This is a genomic window from Vibrio sp. DNB22_10_4 (genome assembly GCF_052879755.1).
The window spans coordinates 1-18,073 of record NZ_JBNNXW010000015.1; the positions used below are offsets into that span (position 1 = coordinate 1).

The 18,073-nt window shown below is 47.3% G+C and carries 16 protein-coding genes; 8 read left to right on the plus strand and 8 right to left on the minus strand.

The annotated features are described in order from the left end of the window. Positions 1-96: 96 nt before the first annotated feature. From hemG to ACVA6Q_RS21290, 3 genes are read right to left on the minus strand one after another with little or no spacing between them, the layout of a single operon-like run. Positions 97-624, minus strand: coding sequence for a menaquinone-dependent protoporphyrinogen IX dehydrogenase (gene hemG / locus ACVA6Q_RS21280; protein WP_353497454.1), 528 nt, complete (start codon positions 622-624; stop codon positions 97-99). 47 nt (positions 625-671) lie between these two features. Then, the gene (locus ACVA6Q_RS21285) at positions 672-2,129 is read right to left on the minus strand and encodes a TrkH family potassium uptake protein (RefSeq protein WP_112460744.1); all 1,458 of its coding nucleotides are present in this window, start codon (positions 2,127-2,129) and stop codon (positions 672-674) included. A 31-nt stretch (positions 2,130-2,160) separates the two neighbouring features. Further along, positions 2,161-2,784 carry a YigZ family protein gene (locus ACVA6Q_RS21290; protein WP_446648876.1) on the minus strand — a complete coding sequence of 208 codons (624 nt, stop codon included), beginning with the start codon at positions 2,782-2,784 and terminating at the stop codon, positions 2,161-2,163. A 219-nt stretch (positions 2,785-3,003) separates the two neighbouring features. Here ACVA6Q_RS21290 and fadB point away from each other — a divergent pair, with 219 nt between their 5' ends. The 3 genes from fadB to acuI all read left to right on the plus strand — a co-directional run bounded on the left by fadB (position 3,004) and on the right by acuI (position 7,503). Continuing rightward, the gene (gene fadB / locus ACVA6Q_RS21295; RefSeq protein ID WP_446648877.1) at positions 3,004-5,172 is read left to right on the plus strand and encodes a fatty acid oxidation complex subunit alpha FadB; all 2,169 of its coding nucleotides are present in this window, start codon (positions 3,004-3,006) and stop codon (positions 5,170-5,172) included. Between the two features lie 26 nt (positions 5,173-5,198). Further along, positions 5,199-6,362, plus strand: a complete 1,164-nt coding sequence (gene fadA / locus ACVA6Q_RS21300; RefSeq protein WP_446648878.1) for an acetyl-CoA C-acyltransferase FadA — start codon at positions 5,199-5,201, stop codon at positions 6,360-6,362. A gap of 160 nt (positions 6,363-6,522) precedes the next feature. Beyond that, positions 6,523-7,503, plus strand: coding sequence for an acrylyl-CoA reductase (NADPH) (acuI, locus tag ACVA6Q_RS21305; RefSeq protein ID WP_418641836.1), 981 nt, complete (start codon positions 6,523-6,525; stop codon positions 7,501-7,503). A gap of 54 nt (positions 7,504-7,557) precedes the next feature. On the opposite strand, the gene ACVA6Q_RS21310 is transcribed toward acuI, so the two are convergent. Beyond that, a complete protein-coding gene (locus tag ACVA6Q_RS21310; protein ID WP_418641835.1) occupies positions 7,558-8,499 on the minus strand; it encodes a LysR family transcriptional regulator in 942 nt (313 codons plus the stop codon). A 160-nt stretch (positions 8,500-8,659) separates the two neighbouring features. Beyond that, positions 8,660-8,845 carry a hypothetical protein gene (locus tag ACVA6Q_RS21315; RefSeq protein WP_112460747.1) on the minus strand — a complete coding sequence of 62 codons (186 nt, stop codon included), beginning with the start codon at positions 8,843-8,845 and terminating at the stop codon, positions 8,660-8,662. Positions 8,846-8,978: 133 nt separating this feature from the next. Between ACVA6Q_RS21315 and tusA the strand changes: the two genes are divergently transcribed. Then, positions 8,979-9,227: a sulfurtransferase TusA gene (gene tusA / locus ACVA6Q_RS21320; protein WP_042502471.1), complete on the plus strand. Its 249-nt coding sequence runs from the start codon at positions 8,979-8,981 to the stop codon at positions 9,225-9,227. 53 nt (positions 9,228-9,280) lie between these two features. Here the strand turns inward: tusA and ACVA6Q_RS21325 are convergent, their stop codons facing one another. Further along, entirely contained in the window at positions 9,281-9,541 is a 261-nt protein-coding gene (locus ACVA6Q_RS21325; RefSeq protein ID WP_042502468.1) for a hypothetical protein, read from the minus strand. A gap of 140 nt (positions 9,542-9,681) precedes the next feature. Beyond that, complete coding sequence (locus tag ACVA6Q_RS21330) at positions 9,682-10,236, minus strand: TMEM165/GDT1 family protein (protein WP_353497461.1); 555 nt, start codon at positions 10,234-10,236, stop codon at positions 9,682-9,684. 414 nt (positions 10,237-10,650) lie between these two features. On the opposite strand from ACVA6Q_RS21330, the gene glyQ reads away from it, so the two are divergent. From glyQ to ACVA6Q_RS21350, 4 genes are all read left to right on the plus strand, one after another. After that, complete coding sequence (gene glyQ, locus ACVA6Q_RS21335; RefSeq protein ID WP_418641833.1) at positions 10,651-11,571, plus strand: glycine--tRNA ligase subunit alpha; 921 nt, start codon at positions 10,651-10,653, stop codon at positions 11,569-11,571. Positions 11,572-11,573: 2 nt separating this feature from the next. Continuing rightward, positions 11,574-13,655, plus strand: coding sequence for a glycine--tRNA ligase subunit beta (glyS, locus tag ACVA6Q_RS21340; RefSeq protein WP_353497463.1), 2,082 nt, complete (start codon positions 11,574-11,576; stop codon positions 13,653-13,655). Between the two features lie 206 nt (positions 13,656-13,861). After that, positions 13,862-15,946 (plus strand): alpha-amylase, encoded by a 2,085-nt coding sequence (locus tag ACVA6Q_RS21345; RefSeq protein WP_446648879.1) that lies wholly within the window; start codon positions 13,862-13,864, stop codon positions 15,944-15,946. A 195-nt stretch (positions 15,947-16,141) separates the two neighbouring features. Continuing rightward, a complete protein-coding gene (locus tag ACVA6Q_RS21350) occupies positions 16,142-17,392 on the plus strand; it encodes a valine--pyruvate transaminase (RefSeq protein ID WP_418641831.1) in 1,251 nt (416 codons plus the stop codon). Positions 17,393-17,486: 94 nt separating this feature from the next. Here ACVA6Q_RS21350 and ACVA6Q_RS21355 read toward each other — a convergent pair whose 3' ends face one another. Continuing rightward, the gene (locus tag ACVA6Q_RS21355) at positions 17,487-17,921 is read right to left on the minus strand and encodes an Hsp20 family protein (RefSeq protein WP_353497466.1); all 435 of its coding nucleotides are present in this window, start codon (positions 17,919-17,921) and stop codon (positions 17,487-17,489) included. Positions 17,922-18,073: the final 152 nt, after the last annotated feature.

Here is an 18,073-nt window from a genome sequence, read left to right on the forward strand (position 1 = left end):
GATTAAAGTTGGCAACCCTTTTTTTAAAGTTTTTCGCTTTTTTTTATCGTTCGCTTAAAAACGAGTCAAAACGGCGTAAAAACCAACATTATCTCTCTATAACTGGGCAAATTTCTCGGCAAACAGCCTCACTTTCTCCCAATTAGTATACTCAACTTCCTTGGTGGTATCCGTTTCGCCACCTGTCATGGTCATAATTAGCTTAATCATAAAGCGATCAAACGAATTATAACGCGGGTAATAGAGGGCACCAGCAAAAACACCGATCAGGGTCGGCTGCCAAGGCGACTTTTTAAGAAACGTCTTTATATAGGCGCTGCCTTCTGGCGTATCTTTGCCTTGCTCTTCTTTTCTGGCCGTCAGGTTCACGCAGAAGAACGCCGTCTTCATCTCATCCAGTTGCTTTTGGTTTGCTTCAATAAACTGATACAGCTTCTTATTTAGGTGGCCATAACGAATAGAGGCACCAATGAGTACTTTGTCATAGTCACTCAGATTTACATCTGGGTTTTCATGAAGATTAATAGTGGCGGCATCATTATGACCAAGCTGCTCAGCAATACGTCCAATGATTTTCTTTGTTTGTCCTTCGCGAGAAGAATAGAGATAGAGAACTTTTTCCACGATGATTTCCTTCGCTGCCATCTATTAATAAATTAGCTATTGATGAATTAGCTTCGCCAGAATGCTGGCGTCAGTAGTATAAGAAGAGTGAACACTTCTAATCGCCCAAACAGCATCGACACAATCAGTACCCATTTCGCCTTGTCGTTCACATCGCCAAAGTGAAGTGCCACCTCACCAAGGCCTGGACCAAGGTTATTCAGTGTCGCCGCTACGGCTGAGAAAGCACTGAGCTCGTCCATACCTGTTGCGATAAGCGCCAACATACACACCACAAACACCAAAGCATAAGCGGAGAAGAACCCCCAAACCGCATCGACAACGCGCTGTGATAGTGCTGTCCCGCCGACTTTAATGGTATAGACCGCTCTTGGGTGAACCAAGCGCTTCATTTCACGGGCACCTTGCAGTGTCAGTAGAAGAATACGAATAACCTTCATACCGCCACCCGTTGAACCTGCACAGCCACCAATAAATGATGAGAACAGCAGTAGTACGGGCAAGAACAGAGGCCACTCCGAGAAACCTGTTGTCGTAAAGCCGGCTGTCGTCGATATCGAGACTGACTGGAACAGAGCCTGATCGAATGCGTCGTACATAGAATTGTAGGAGTGATGCTCAAGTAAGATAAGGAAGCACACCAAAAACAGAACCACCTGAATAAAGATGAAAGCTCTAAATTCCGGATCTTTCCAATAGTATTTAGGATGCACGCCGCCAGATGCAAAGGCCGCAAAGTGCAAAGAATAGTTACACGCAGATATCAGCAGGAATACGACCGTAATCATGTTAATAGCCGGACTATTGAAATACCCCATACTGGCATCATGGGTCGAGAAACCGCCAATCGCAATCGTCGAGAAGCTATGGGCAATCGCATCAAATGGCGTCATGCCTGCCACCCAAAATGCCGCTGCACAAGCAATAGTCAAACTCAGATAGATGTACCAAAGCGCTTTAGCGGTCTCTGCAATACGCGGCGTCATCTTACTGTCTTTAACCGGGCCCGGGATCTCAGCACGATAGAGCTGCATACCACCGATACCAAGCACCGGTAGAATCGCCACCGCGAGTACAATGATACCCATACCACCAAACCACTGAAGTAGCTGACGATAGAACAAAATCGCCTTAGGAAGTTCATCCAAGCCAACGATCACTGTCGCCCCTGTCGTCGTTAGTGCCGAGAAGGATTCAAAGAAGGCATCCGTGACAGAGACATTGGGATAATCAGATATCAAAAAAGGCAATGCACCGGCACTACCGATTACGGTCCAAAACAGTACAACAATAAGAAAGCCGTCTCTGGCTTTAAGCTCGTGTTTATGACGACGGTTTGGAAACCAGAAAAACCCGCCGCAAACAAGTAGGACGAAAAAGGTAGTAACGAAAGGCACACCCGCACCATCTCGATAAATCAGTGCGACTAAAGCGGGTGCGAGCATTGAAACGCTAAACAGAGCGAGTAGCAGTCCGACAATGCGAATTATAGATCGAAATTGCATATGAGTTGATGAAGCGCTGCTTCGTTACGTCCTAGTTGTTTTCTACTGGGGAGACCATTGCCTTGGCTCCGCTTTTATTAATGATACTCTGCGTCAGTGCATCAACATGGTTCACTTCTAACTCAACAATAAAAATAACCTTGTCGGTGTAGTGCGACTCGACCTCAACCGCTTCGAAACGACTCAGCTCAGATTGAGCGATAGACACGAATGCATAGTCTAACTCTAGACGTAATTGTGTGGTGATTTTTTTTTCGATTGTTTGAATCAGCTTAAGTGCTTGTTGTACACCGCCTCCATAAGCCTTCACCAAACCGCCCGTGCCAAGCTTGATACCACCAGAATAACGAGTGACCACAGCGGTTAGCTCTCCAATACCAGAACCACTGAGCTGCGCTAAGATAGGCTTACCTGCGGTACCGGACGGCTCACCGTCATCACTAAAGCCCCACATCATCGAATTTTCAGGACGCCCCGCCACAAAACCCCAACAATTGTGTCGAGCACTGCTGTGCTGTTTCTTCACTTGATCAACAAATGCTTTTGCCAACTCAATACTTGGTGTATGAGCGATTTGCGTGATGAACACGCTCTTTTTGATCTCTTCTTCAAAAAGAACTGGGTGCTCAGGTATCAAGTATGCAGTTGAGTTCATTGAGTTTTACGAGGTTTGTCGCCTAAAAGGGGTATTCTAGCACGAGCGATAGCAATTGACTCCAAGATTGGACACTGGTCATAATGTTAAACAGTTGTTTAAAAAATGTATTGAAATTAAATTCGATGCGGTACACACTTAAATAACTGGTCTAACCAGAAGTAAAACTATAACAACCGCTTTCACACAATCACGGATTGTCTGTCACGGAGAATGACAATGATTTACCAATCTGAAACTCTACAGGTAAAGGAAGTACGCAGCGGCATCGCCGAGCTGTGCTTTAGCTCTCCCAAGTCGGTCAACAAACTGGACTTGGCTACTCTCGAAGCCCTAGATAAAGCCCTCGATGCGCTTGCTGCATGGAGCGACCTTAAGGGACTCATCCTAACAACTGACAAAAGCGCCTTTATTGTGGGTGCTGACATCACAGAATTCCTTGGACTGTTTGCCAAGCCAAAAGCTGAACTCAAGGAGTGGCTAGGGTTCGCTAACAACATTTTCAACAAGCTGGAAGACTTGCCAGTACCAACGCTATCTGCACTAAAAGGCTACACGCTAGGCGGTGGTTGTGAGTGCGTACTAGCGACGGACTTTAGAATAGGCGACAAGACCACCAGCATCGGCCTGCCGGAAACCAAGCTAGGTATCATGCCTGGTTTTGGCGGTACCGTTCGTTTACCAAGACTGATTGGTGCAGACAGTGCCATGGAGATCATCACGCAAGGCAAAGCATGCCGAGCCAATGAAGCTCTAAAAGTCGGCCTACTCGATGCTATCGTCGACACTGATGCGTTGTATGACTCTGCACTGAACACTATTGAGCTAGCCATCAATGAAAAGATTGATTGGAAAGCGCGTCGCCAAGCAAAAGTATCACCGCTAACGCTCAGCAAGCTTGAATCCATGATGAGCTTTACTATGGCGAAAGGTCTCGTTGCACAAAAAGCCGGACCGCATTACCCAGCGCCAATGGCCGCAGTCAAAACTATTGAAGAGGCTGCTCGCTATGGTCGTGATGAAGCGCTTAATGTAGAAGCGAACTACTTCATCAATCTTGCCGGCTCAGATGTCGCTAACGCATTGGTTGGTATTTTCCTTAATGACCAATACATCAAAGGTCTTGCTAAAAAAGCCGCTAAGTCTGGCAAAGACACTGAGCGCGCAGCAGTACTCGGTGCCGGTATCATGGGTGGCGGTATCGCCTTCCAGTCAGCGCTAAAAGGCGTACCGGTTATCATGAAAGACATCGCTCAAGCGTCCCTTGAGCTTGGTATGACCGAAGCCTCCAAATTGCTCAACAAGCGTTTACAGCGTGGACGCATCGACGGATTTAAGATGGCCGGCGTGCTGGCTTCAATTACACCTAGCCTACATTACGCAGGTATTGAGCAAAGCGATGTGATTGTGGAAGCTGTGGTAGAGAATCCAAAAATCAAAGCTGCAGTGCTGAGTGAAGTCGAAGAGATGGTGGGCGAAGGTACTGTCATCGCCTCGAATACCTCAACCATTCCTATCAATGTTCTTGCGAAGTCACTAAAACGCCCAGAAAACTTCTGTGGTATGCACTTCTTTAACCCAGTACACCGCATGCCATTGGTCGAAATCATTCGCGGTGAGCACACCTCGGAAGAAACCATCAATCGCGTTGTAGCTTACGCCGCGAAAATGGGTAAATCCCCTATCGTTGTGAATGACTGCCCAGGGTTCTTTGTTAACCGTGTTCTATTCCCATACTTTGGTGGCTTTAGTCAGCTACTGGCGGATGGTGCGGACTTCATTCAGATAGACAAAATCATGGAGCGTAAGTTTGGCTGGCCAATGGGTCCTGCTTACCTACTTGACGTTGTGGGTATCGATACCGCGCACCATGCACAAGCGGTTATGGCGGAAGGCTTCCCAGAACGTATGGCAAAAGAGCAGCGTGATTCCATTGATGTGCTGTTTGAAAACACTCGCTATGGTCAGAAGAATGGCTCCGGTTTCTATGCTTACACCACTGACAAACGCGGTCGCCCTAAGAAAGCACCGAGCGAAGACATCAGCTCACTGCTTGAGTCAGTCAGCAAGCCTGCACAATCATTCGATGATGACACCATTATTCAGCGCATGATGATTCCAATGATCAACGAAGTCGTACTGTGTTTGGAAGAAGGCATCATTGCAACACCACAAGAAGCAGACATGGCGTTGGTTTACGGTCTCGGCTTCCCTCCATTTAGAGGTGGTGTGTTCCGCTATCTAGACAGTATCGGTATCGACAACTACGTTGTGATGGCGAAGCAATATGAGTCGCTAGGTGCAATGTACAAGGTGCCTCAGTCGCTGGTCGATATGGCAAGCTCTGGCAAGCGCTTCTATGACGTGCAGCAAGCTAGCTCACTGTAACCACCGATTGGATGAGGAATATCAAAATGAAAAATGTTGTCGTTGTTGATTGTCTTCGTACACCTATGGGTCGTTCCAAGGGTGGTGCGTTTAGACATCAGCGTGCTGAAGACTTATCGGCACATCTAATGAAAGGTATCTTGGCTCGCAACCCACAAGTGAAGCCAGAAGAAATTGAAGATATCTACTGGGGCTGTGTACAGCAAACCCTAGAGCAAGGGTTTAACGTTGCTCGTAACGCAGCGCTACTGGCAGGGCTACCGATTGAAATTGGTGCGGTAACGGTAAACCGTCTGTGTGGCTCATCTATGCAAGCATTGCATGACGCGGCACGCTCCATCATGGTTGGCGATGCTGAGATCTGCCTAATTGGTGGTGTTGAGCACATGGGGCACGTTCCTATGACGCACGGTGTGGACTTCCACCCTCAGCTTTCTAAAAACGTCGCGAAAGCGGCAGGCATGATGGGTCTAACCGCAGAAATGCTGGGTAAACTGCATGGCATCAGCCGCGAACAACAAGATGAGTTTGCAGCACGAAGCCACCAGCGAGCACAAGCAGCGACGCTTGAAGGTCGCTTCAAGAACGAGATCTTGCCGACCGAAGGTCATGCTGAAGATGGTTCGCTGTTTACTCTCGACTACGATGAAGTAATTCGTCCAGAAACAAATGTTGAAGGGCTATCTAAGCTTCGTCCAGTCTTTGACCCTGCAAACGGCACGGTAACAGCAGGTACATCATCGGCACTGTCTGATGGTGCGTCAGCCATGCTTATCATGAGCGAAGAGAAAGCCAACGAGCTTGGTTTAACCATTCGTGCGAAGATCCGCTCCATGGCCATTGCAGGCTGCGATCCATCGATTATGGGTTACGGCCCTGTGCCAGCAACGCAAAAAGCACTTAAACGCGCGGGTCTGACGATGGACGACATCGATATTGTTGAGCTAAACGAAGCGTTTGCGGCTCAATCTCTGCCATGTGCTAAAGATCTTGGTCTACTGGATATGGTCGACGAAAAGGTTAACCTAAATGGCGGCGCCATCGCATTGGGTCACCCATTGGGTTGCTCGGGCTCTCGTATCTCGACCACACTTATCAATATCATGGAAAACAAAGACGCCAAGATCGGTCTTGCCACTATGTGTATTGGTTTGGGTCAAGGTATCGCAACCATCTTTGAAAGACCGTAATCCTCTCATTACGGCTCTTCAACGCAAACAGCCCCGCTTTCGGGGCTGTTTTTATTTATGCATCCAGCGCATATATCTAATGTTGAAGTTTCATTGTTTTTTTTCGAATTTCTCACCTACACTTTGCAGCAGATAACACGTCAACTCATTGGAGAACATCATGTTCAAAGCACTGTTACTTAACCAAGAAGACAAAAAAACAATCGCTACTATTTCTCAAGTAGACGAGTCACAGCTTCCAGAAGGTAATGTGAAAATAGATGTAAAATATTCATCTTTGAACTACAAAGATGGGTTGGCGATTACCGGTAAAGGTAAAATCATCCGCAATTTCCCAATGGTACCGGGTATCGATCTTTCTGGCGTAGTGTCGCAATCAGACGACCCTCGTTACAAGGAAGGCGACGAAGTGGTTCTCACTGGCTGGGGGGTCGGTGAGAATCACTGGGGTGGCATGGCTGAGAAAGCGAGCCTAAACGGTGACTGGCTAGTGCCAATGCCAGCAGGTCTCGATGCAGAAAAAGTTATGGCTATCGGTACTGCAGGTTTTACTGCGATGCTATGTGTACAAGCTATTGTTGATGCAGGCGTAAAACCAGAAGACGGCGAAGTACTGGTTACTGGCGCAAGTGGCGGTGTTGGTAGTGTATCTGTCACACTACTTAGCCAGCTAGGTTATAAAGTGGCGGCAGTAACTGGTCGCGCTTCAGCGAATGGCGAACTGCTAAAATCACTCGGAGCATCACGCGTTGTTGAGCGTAGTGAACTTGAAGAGCCAGCAAAACCGCTTGAGCGTCAATTGTGGGCTGCTGCTGTCGATACTGTGGGCAGCAACATGCTTGCTAAAGTGCTTGCACAAGTGAACTACAACGGTGTCGTCGCAGCATGTGGTCTAGCGGGAGGCTTTGATCTACCTACCACAGTAATGCCGTTTATTCTACGCAACGTGCGTCTACAAGGTATTGACTCAGTAATGTGCCCACGTGAAAAACGCATCAAAGCTTGGGAACAGCTAGCGACACTACTTCCTGAGTCATACTACGCACAGGCAAGCAAAACCGTAGCACTCGAAGAGGCGATTCAAGCGGCTGAAGACATTACTAACGGTGCCGTAACTGGTCGCGTGACTATCAAGATCTAATTAGCGATGACCTCGTTATAAAAAAGGCTCTCATTACGAGAGCCTTTTTTGCATTCAACCTAAACCTACATCTTCAATACGCTTAGCAATCAATTTTCCACACTCTTGTTTCACCACCGAGCGAAGCCACTTTTGAGACTCCGAGGTATCGCATCGAGCATGCCAAATCAAAGAATAGTCAAACGGCGTAAAGGCGAAAGGTAGTGGTTTAATCACCAAATCGTAGCGCTCGGCCACTAAGTAAGCCAAATCCGCCGGAACGGTAATGATAAGCGGCATACTATCGACGATCGCTAACGCCGCTTCTAGATGATACGCGCGCAGCACCATCTTTCTTGGATTTTGATTAATAAGCGCAGCATCCAACAGGGCTTTAACGCCATCACTGATGGCGATCATCGCATGAGGCGCGTTAATGTAATCCTCAAGAGATAAAGGCTTGTCCGCCAAAGGATGATGTTTGGAAACCAAACAAGAAACGCCCACAGGTCCAAGTACTTCTTGATGCAAAGGCGTCACAGACCCGGTCGGACGGCAAATTGCCATGTCGACTTTGTCTGTACTGAGCTGCTTGAAAAGGCTTTCATGTTGAAGCGGCGCAAACTCTAACGAGATATTCGGAGCTAACTGATAAATCTTAGGCAACGCGTAGGGCAAGATAGTTTGCATCGCATAGTCAGTGGTTGCGATAAGGAAACGCTCATTACAGTAATAAGGATTGAACTCGCTAGGGGTTAACAGCTGACGAAAGGATTCTAGTGGCTGATCGATTTGTTTACATATTTCAAGAGCCTTACTGGTCGGAATAATGCGCTGCCCCTGACGAGTAAATAGCGGATCGCCGAGTAAGTCTCGCAGCCTCCCTAGCACTCGACTGGTTGCAGATTGGCTTAGGTTGAGCCGCACAGCCGCCTGACTGACGCTGCCTTCTTCAACTAATACCTTCAATGCCACCAACAAGTTAAGATCGCGACGATAGATTTCTTCGAGTTCCATAAGCTCTTCCTATGTAATGCCTCATTTAGTCTACACTGGGTTTGCTTTTCTTCAGATAAAAAAAATCCCGCCTTTCAGCGGGGAAGCCCAAGAAAATGGGGATAGTGTCGGAATGTCGTAGTCTGTTGGATAGTTTAGATGGCGAAATGTTTATTAATTGTTAATTTTCCTGCTCCTCAGAAGCATCTTGCCAACGTCTCATCTCAAGCCACAATCCCACGATTGCAGCACTCAAACCAATTAAAGGTGTCCATCCAGCTTGTGGTGAAGGCTGAAGTACCAAGGCACAAAACGCAATCACGCACAGTACCGAGTATATTGTTAATCTATCTAGTGCGGTCAACATAGCTACTTCCCTGCGTCTTTGTTACCAACTTGTTAATAAAGTTAAAGCAAAAAGATCCATTTGCCAAGGGGTTATTGCATATTTTTTCTTCATAAGTAGAATTTGGGCTGTTTTCTAGAGAAAAGAGTTCCCCATGACAATCAATACAGACCTTGCCACGCAAACGCTCGAGGCCGAAGGATTGCGCTGCCCAGAGCCAGTGATGATGGTCAGGAAGACAATTCGTAAAATGGAAGATGGTGATGTGTTATTGGTGAAAGCCGACGATCCTTCCACCACTCGCGATATTCCTAGTTTCTGTCGCTTTATGGATCACCAATTACTTGGTGCGCAAACAGAAACGGTGCCCTACCTTTACCTAATCAAAAAAGGCATGGCATAACGCATTAAAAAAGGCTGCCATTGGTAGCCTTTCTACTATTTGTTCCGTTGAAGCTATTCGTCATACTCCAGCGTTCTGACTTCAGATTGAAGTTTCTTGATCTGCTTTTGCATCGAACGAATCTCATTGTGCATTGGGATAAGATGCTGAACCCGAATCCACGACTCGACAGCCAACCCGGCCATAATAATGGCGCCTACTACCATAGGTATCCACATATCCGTGAGTACCATACCCAGCAGCGTTAATACCAAACCGAACGTAAACAAACGGCTTTGGCTTTCTGCGGTCATTCCTGTGTAACGTGTAAGCATAATCTTGCCCTCTCGCTAGGATCCACATGATTAAAGTACCATGACAATTATGACACTAATATGTCATTCATCACGAATTTAGTCAGATTCAAGCGAGAGTTTGATCGCGATTAAGATTCGATACTCAGTTGATATTGTTATTAAAAAATGGCGGCTGCAATAGCGAGTCCCATAAACAAAATAGCAGTAATACGACGAATCCAATCAAGCGGTAATTTATCCGCAGACAATTTACCAATCAGCACCACGGGTACATTGGCAAGTAGCATACCGACCGTAGTACCTATCACCACCAAAGCTAGGGCATCCGCATATTGTGCACCAAGGATAGAAGTGGCAATCTGGGTTTTGTCACCGATTTCCGCGATAAAAAAGGCAATGAAACTAGCAACAAACGGGCCACGGCTTGAAATGCTTTCATTGTCATCCAGTTTATCGGGTACCAAGATCCATGCCGCCATGGCAAGGAAGCTGATCACCAGCACCCACTTAAGGACATCGGGCGACAAGTAATCGGCTACCACGACACCTAGCCAAGCAGCTAACGCATGATTGGCAATGGTCGCTAGAAAGATAGCGGCAATGATAGGAATGGGTTTACGGTAACGGCTGGCCAGCAATAACGACAAAAGCTGGGTCTTATCGCCTATTTCGGCGAGTGCCACGGTAGTAATTGAAATAGCTAAAACGCTCACGACATGCTCTAAGGGGCAGGGTTTATAGTTTTTAACCTATAGACAAACCTCGCGCCCCACCCCGGTTCACGATGTTTATCTATGGTCTTGCTAAACTTGCGGGCACAAGTCTCGAGCGCCATGGTGATTTTGCACCAATTATGTTGACGAACGAATCCAAGCGCTTGCAAGCGTATGGATAAGCTACTCCCCAGAGATGGCGGCATTGTAATCACTCAACGAATCAATTTCAACAATCGTGGGGTTTGAACCCTTCTACATGGCGAACAACGCCGAAAAACCCCACTTTTTGGCTTTACGGGGATTAATTCAGCGCTTTTACCCCTACTCCCCTTAACGATTAATCGGTATACTTATTTGTTATTTTCTGATTATCAGATAGACCTTTTCACTTAGAGAATTGCGCGAATTACTATGCAAAAATACGATATCAAAACCTTCCAGGGAATGATCCTCGCGCTGCAGGATTACTGGGCACAGAACGGTTGTACTATTGTTCAACCACTAGATATGGAAGTAGGTGCAGGCACCTCTCACCCAATGACATGTCTACGTGCACTTGGCCCAGAGCCAATGTCTACGGCATACGTTCAACCTTCACGTCGTCCGACCGATGGTCGTTACGGTGAGAACCCGAACCGTCTGCAGCACTATTATCAGTTCCAAGTAGCGCTTAAGCCTTCTCCAGATAACATTCAGGAGTTGTACCTTGGTTCACTTGAAGTTCTTGGTATCGACCCGCTAGTACACGACATTCGTTTCGTAGAAGACAACTGGGAAAACCCAACTCTAGGCGCATGGGGTCTTGGTTGGGAAGTATGGCTAAACGGCATGGAAGTGACTCAGTTTACTTACTTCCAGCAAGTTGGTGGTCTTGAATGTAAGCCAGTAACTGGCGAGATCACTTACGGTATCGAGCGTCTAGCTATGTACATCCAAGAAGTAGATTCTGTGTACGATCTAGTTTGGAACGTTGCACCAGACGGCTCGAACGTTACTTACGGTGATATCTTCCACCAAAATGAGGTTGAGCAATCAACGTACAACTTTGAGCACGCAGACGTAGACTTCCTATTCACCTTCTTTGATCAGTGTGAGAAAGAGTGTAAAGAGCTACTTGAGCTTGAGAAGCCACTTCCGCTTCCTGCATACGAACGCATTCTTAAAGCGGGTCACGCATTCAACATCCTTGATGCGCGTAAAGCTATCTCTGTAACAGAACGCCAACGTTACATCCTCCGCATCCGCAACCTGACTAAATCTGTTGCAGAAGCGTACTACGCATCACGTGAAGCACTAGGCTTCCCAATGCTTAAGAAGGACGAGGAGAAGTAATCATGGCAAAAGAATTTCTAATTGAGCTCGGTACTGAAGAGCTACCACCAACGCAGCTTCGTACTCTAGCAGAAGCTTTCGCAGCAAACTTTGAAGCTGAGCTTAAAAGCGCTGATCTCGCACACGAAGGCGTAAAATGGTACGCAGCACCTCGTCGTCTCGCACTTAGAGTTGCCGGTCTTGCTGAAGGGCAGGCTGACAAAGTGGTTGAGAAGCGTGGCCCTGCTGTTTCTGTCGCATTCGATGCTGACGGCAATGCAACTAAAGCGGCTCAAGGCTGGGCTCGCGGTAACGGCATCACTGTTGAGCAAGCAGATCGTCTAGTCACAGACAAAGGCGAATGGCTGCTTTTCAAACAAGAAGTCAAAGGCCAAGCAACGACTGAAATCGTGGTTGAGCTTGCAGCAAAAGCGCTCGCTAACCTGCCAATCGCTAAGCCAATGCGTTGGGGTAACAAGACAACTCAATTTATCCGTCCTGTTAAGACGCTGACTATGCTAATGGGCTCTGACCTTATCGAAGGCGAGATCTTAGGTGTGGCCTCTGACCGCACCATCCGCGGTCACCGCTTTATGGGTGAGCAAGAGTTCACCATCGATTCTGCTGAGCAATACCCTGCGATCCTAGAAGAGCGCGGTAAAGTCATGGCAGATTACGAAGCGCGTAAAGCTATTATTCTAGCTGATGCTGAAAAAGCGGGTGCGGCTGTTGGTGGTATTACTGAGCTAGAAGATGACCTAGTTGAAGAAGTCACTTCTCTAGTTGAATGGCCAGTCGTACTCACAGCGAAGTTTGAAGAAGAGTTCCTAAAGGTTCCTTCTGAAGCGTTGGTTTACACCATGAAAGGTGACCAGAAATACTTCCCGGTGTATGACGAGAACAAGAAACTCCTGCCAAACTTTATCTTCGTTTCTAACATCGAGTCGAAAGAGCCTCGCTACGTAATCGAAGGTAATGAGAAGGTAGTACGTCCACGTCTAGCGGATGCAGAATTCTTCTTCAACACTGACCGTAAGCGTCCTCTTATCGACCGTCTACCTGAACTAGACCAAGCTATCTTCCAGAAGCAGCTTGGTACTATCAAAGACAAGACCGACCGCATCACTGAACTTGCTGGCTACATCGCTGAGCAAATCGATGCTGACGTTGAAAAGTCTAAGCGTGCTGGTCTTCTAGCGAAGTGTGACCTAATGACCTCTATGGTATTCGAGTTTACCGATACCCAGGGTGTGATGGGCATGCACTATGCGACTCACGACGGTGAAGATGAGCAAGTAGCACTGGCGCTATACGAGCAGTACATGCCTCGCTTCGCGGGTGACGAGCTACCAAGCACTGGTATCTCTTCAGCGGTCGCAATGGCAGACAAGCTAGATACGATTGTGGGTATCTTTGGTATTGGCCAAGCACCCAAGGGCTCTGATCCATTCGCACTTCGTCGTGCATCGCTGGGTGTGCTACGTATCATCGTAGAGAACGGCTACAACCTAGACCTAACTGACCTGATCGCAAAAGCACAATCGCTATTTGCCCTAGAAGATGGTACTAGCAAGCTAACAAACGCGAACGTTGCAAACGACGTCATCGACTTCATGCTTGGTCGTTTCAATGCATGGTACAAGGACGAAGGCTTCAGCGTGGATATCATCCAAGCGGTACTGGCTAATCGTCCAACCAAACCAGCAGACTTCGACCAACGCGTTAAAGCGGTATCTCACTTCCGTGAGCTAGAAGCAGCAGAAGCACTAGCGGCAGCGAACAAGCGTGTAGGTAACATCCTAGCGAAATTCGACGGCGAACTTGCAGCAGAGATCGACCTTGCACTTCTACAAGAAGATGCGGAGAAGACGCTTGCAGAGAACGTTGAAGTGATGACTGAAGCCCTCGAGCCAGCATTCGCGACCGGTAACTATCAGGAAGCGCTAAGCAAACTTGCTGATCTACGTGAGCCAGTGGATGCGTTCTTCGATAACGTGATGGTAATGGCCGATGACGAAGCGCTTAAGAAGAACCGTCTAACGCTACTAAACAACCTGCGTAACCTGTTCCTGCAAATCGCCGACATTTCACTTCTTCAGAAATAGTCATCGATTCTGGTAACAAGAGTTAATTAAAAGGGAAGCTAAGGCTTCCCTTTTTTGTACCCTTCAAGCAGCATCAAGTTATTGTTAATTCTGTGAACTAGCAAGAAAATTGTAGGGAGCTTGCCTGCAAACTAGCGGTTATAGCACTCAGAATGTAGAGGTCGATATTTGATATAAACGTGGGATAACTTCAAGGAAGAGAACCCATGAAAAAGACCCTAATCTCTCTATCTGTGGCGATGCTCGGTGCCTGTAGCCAACTGCCCGACAATGCGTTACTACTTAGCCTAGAGGACCAACAAGTCGCTTTTGCTGCCAATGAACAAGGTTTACTGATTGCAGAAAAGAAACTCGACAAAGGCAGCTACACCTTTTCTATTGGTGATAATGCTCAAACCTGTGGCAGCAACTTCTCACTGGCTGAAGATGCGCGCATTAAGTTTAACCGTCCATTAAAGCTCGATGACTGTGCCGGGGAATCGGCGATTCCAATGCGAGTATTCAAGGCAAACACTTACCAGTTCACACTCAATCCGGCCAACAATGAGCTCACCGTGAAGGTGAAACCAAAACAGAGTAACGACTTTACCTCCACCTGCCCTGTCGCCACTGACAGCCCAAAAGTCATCGATGTCAGCGCCACCTTTGCCGATGGCACGGTACTTAGAGACGCGTTGAGCGGGCAACAAGCTACGGTCAGCAGCGGCAAGATTGCACTACAGCCCGGAGCAAACAGCCAAGGCCTATTGCTGCTAGAGCCGGAAGAGCAAGCTCCGAAGGCTGAGTTCGACTGGGACAACGCGACGGTTTACTTCGTAATGACCGACCGCTTCTACAACGGCAACCTAGATAACGATAACAGCTATGGCCGAAGCAAAGACGGCAAACACGAAATCGGCACCTTTCACGGTGGCGATCTTGCTGGTCTGACTAAAAAGCTCGACTACATTGAATCGCTTGGAGTGAATGCCATCTGGATCACCTCGCCACTGGAGCAAATCCACGGCTGGGTTGGTGGTGGTGATAAGGGCGACTTCAAGCACTATGGTTATCACGGTTATTACCACCAGGATTGGACTAAGCTCGATGCCAATATGGGCACCGAGGAAGAATTGCGTCAGTTTGTCGATACAGCCCACGAGAAAGGTATCCGCATCGTATGGGACGTGGTAATGAACCATACCGGTTACGCTACCCTAGCGGACATGCAAGAATTTGGCTTCGGAAAGCTCTACCTCTCCGATGAAGAGGCAAAAAAAGAGCTCGGTGAAAACTGGACCGATTGGCAACCTAAATCAGGTCAAAGCTGGCACAGCTTTAATGATTATATCAAATACAGTGATGATGAAGCGTGGGATAAATGGTGGGGTAAGGATTGGATCCGCACCGATATTGGCGACTACGACGCGCCTGGATACAACGACAGAACCATGTCACTTAACTTCTTACCGGATCTAAAAACTGAATCGACACAGAAAACAGGTCTACCGAACTTCTATCGCAGTAAAGAGACCAATGCCAAAGATGTTCAAGCCACGCCAAGTGACCACCTGATCACCTGGCTCACGGATTGGGTTCGCGAGTATGGCATCGACGGCTTCCGTGTCGATACCGCTAAACACGTGGAAATGGAAAGTTGGGCTAAGCTCAAACAAGCCAGTAACGAGGCGCTGGCAGAGTGGAAGCAAAACAATCCAGACAAAGCACTGGATGATAAACCATTCTGGATGACGGGTGAGGTATGGGCGCACAGCGTGGTGAAGAGCCCATATTTCGATAACGGTTTTGATTCCATTATCAACTTCGAGTTCCAAGGTGACGTCGCCCCTAAGGCACTGAAGTGTTTCGCTAACCTAGACAGTGACTTTCAACGCTATGCTGAGCGCATTAACAGCGATAGCGAGTTTAATGTGCTCAGCTACCTCTCTTCGCATGACACCTCACTGTTCTGGGCTTCTCGAAGCCGAAGCATTGATGATCAGATGCGCGCCGCAAACGCTCTTATGTTGAGCCCTGGTGCGGTGCAGATCTACTATGGTGATGAGATAGCGCGAGACTTAGGTGTCAGCGGCTCAGACTCACACCAAGGTACCCGCTCCGATATGCCGTGGGATAGGATAACAGGTCAGCGCGAAGCGTTGCTCAAGCACTGGCAAGCGTTGGGGGATTTCCGCTTACGTCATCCAGCTGTCGCTAAAGGGCAACACATTACCCACCAGCGTGAAGGCTACTATGCGTTTGAACGCCGTTACCAAGATGACAAGATACTCATCGTCTACACTGGCGAGTAATCAACAAATTAAAACCGAGTAAATCACATCAAAGGGAGCGCTACGGCGCTCCTTTTTTTTTGCTCATTTTCTTTGCACTCAAATAGTGCTTTGCCTGCCGTAATCATTGCTGTATGTTCAAAGGTTCATCTTGCCACCAGCAGGATAAAACCCCTTATAAACACTACAAGTGAACACAATGAACTAGGTACAACAATGCAATTTTCTAAGTTTGGTGAAAAATTTAATCGTTACTCAGGTATTACCCAATTAATGGATGATCTTAATGATGGCCTTCGCACTCCAGGTGCCATCATGCTCGGAGGTGGTAACCCAGCCGCCATTCCTGCCATGCTCGAGTATTTTCACCAAGCCAGCAATGACCTCCTCGCCAGTGGTGAACTGGTGGCCGCCATGGCCAACTACGATGGCCCGCAAGGAAAAGATGCATTTGTTAAATCGCTCGCCAAGCTGCTGCGCGATACCTATGGCTGGAACATTACTGAAAAAAACATCAGCTTAACCAATGGCAGCCAAAGTGGGTTTTTCTATCTGTTTAACCTACTAGCAGGTAAGCAAAGCGATGGCAGCCATAAGAAAATCTTGTTGCCAATTGCGCCAGAGTACATTGGTTATGGCGATGCAGGCATAGACGAAGATATTTTTGTTTCCTATCACCCAGAAATAGAACTGCTTGATAACGGTCTATTCAAATACCATGTGGATTTCGAACACCTAGAAATCGATGATTCGGTTGCGGCAATTTGTGCTTCACGCCCAACTAACCCAACGGGTAACGTACTAACCGATGAAGAAATCCATAAGCTGGATAAACTGGCTCGTGAAAATAATATCCCACTTATCATCGATAACGCCTACGGCTTGCCCTTCCCAAACATCATCTTTGAAGATGTGGAGCCGTTTTGGAATGAAAACACCATTCTCTGCATGAGCTTATCTAAGTTAGGTCTACCAGGATTGCGCTGCGGTATCGTGATTGCCAGTGAAGAAGTCACGCAAGCGATGACCAATATGAATGGCATAATCAGCCTAGCACCAGGCAGCTTTGGTCCTGCGCTTGCTCATCATATGATTGAGAAAGGCGACATTTTGGATCTAAGTTCAAACGTCATTAAGCCGTTCTACCAGCAAAAATCCCAACGCGCGGTTGAGTTATTACAATCGGCGATTACCGAACCACGTTTTCGAATCCATAAGCCAGAAGGCGCTATTTTCTTGTGGCTATGGTTTGATGAGCTACCAATTACCACTATGGAGCTCTACCAACGCTTGAAGGATCGTGGCGTGTTGATTGTGCCTGGGGAATATTTCTTTATCGGTCAGGAAGATGAATGGGATCATGCCCATCAATGTCTGCGCATGAACTATGTACAAGATGACGACAAAATGCAGCAAGGTATTGCGATCATCGCTGAAGAAGTTGAAAAAGCCTATCAGCAGGGCTGATTTTTCATTTCCTTTAGATATAAAAAGAGCACCTCAATGGTGCTCTTTCACTCTTAATTCCCGATAGGTATGGCTAGTTAAAGCCTATGGGCAATTAACCTTCGATTAGGTTATTACCACCAATAGCAATCTTACGTGGTTGCATCGCTTCTGGGATTTCACGCTCTAGGTCAATATGTAGTAAACCATTTTCCATGCTTGCGCCTACCACTTTTACGTAGTCAGCTAGTTGGAATTTACGCTCGAAATCACGCTCTGCAATACCTTGGTACACGTACTTCTTCTCTTCTTCGGCTTTACGCTCACCCTTAACAATCAACATGTTCTCTTTTTGAGTCAGATCGAGTTGGTCTTCAGCAAAGCCAGCCACCGCCATAGTAATACGGAAATGGTTCTCATCTTGTTGCTCGATGTTGTATGGAGGGTAACCGCCAGAAGAGTTTTTCGCTGAGTTCGCTTCCATCATGTTGAATAGACGATCGAAGCCAATTGCGTTGCGGTATAAAGGAGTGAAATCTACAGTTCTCATAATGCTATCCTCATAGTAAGCAATAGTCTTAGCCGTGAGTTTTCAAAAGCACCCAGTCTATAAACCGGTGCCGTGACGACTAAGGGATTTATCCACCACTCCGCTGACAGCCTTGCTGTTCGGGGACGTAGCAATAAATCAGTTTTTTAAGT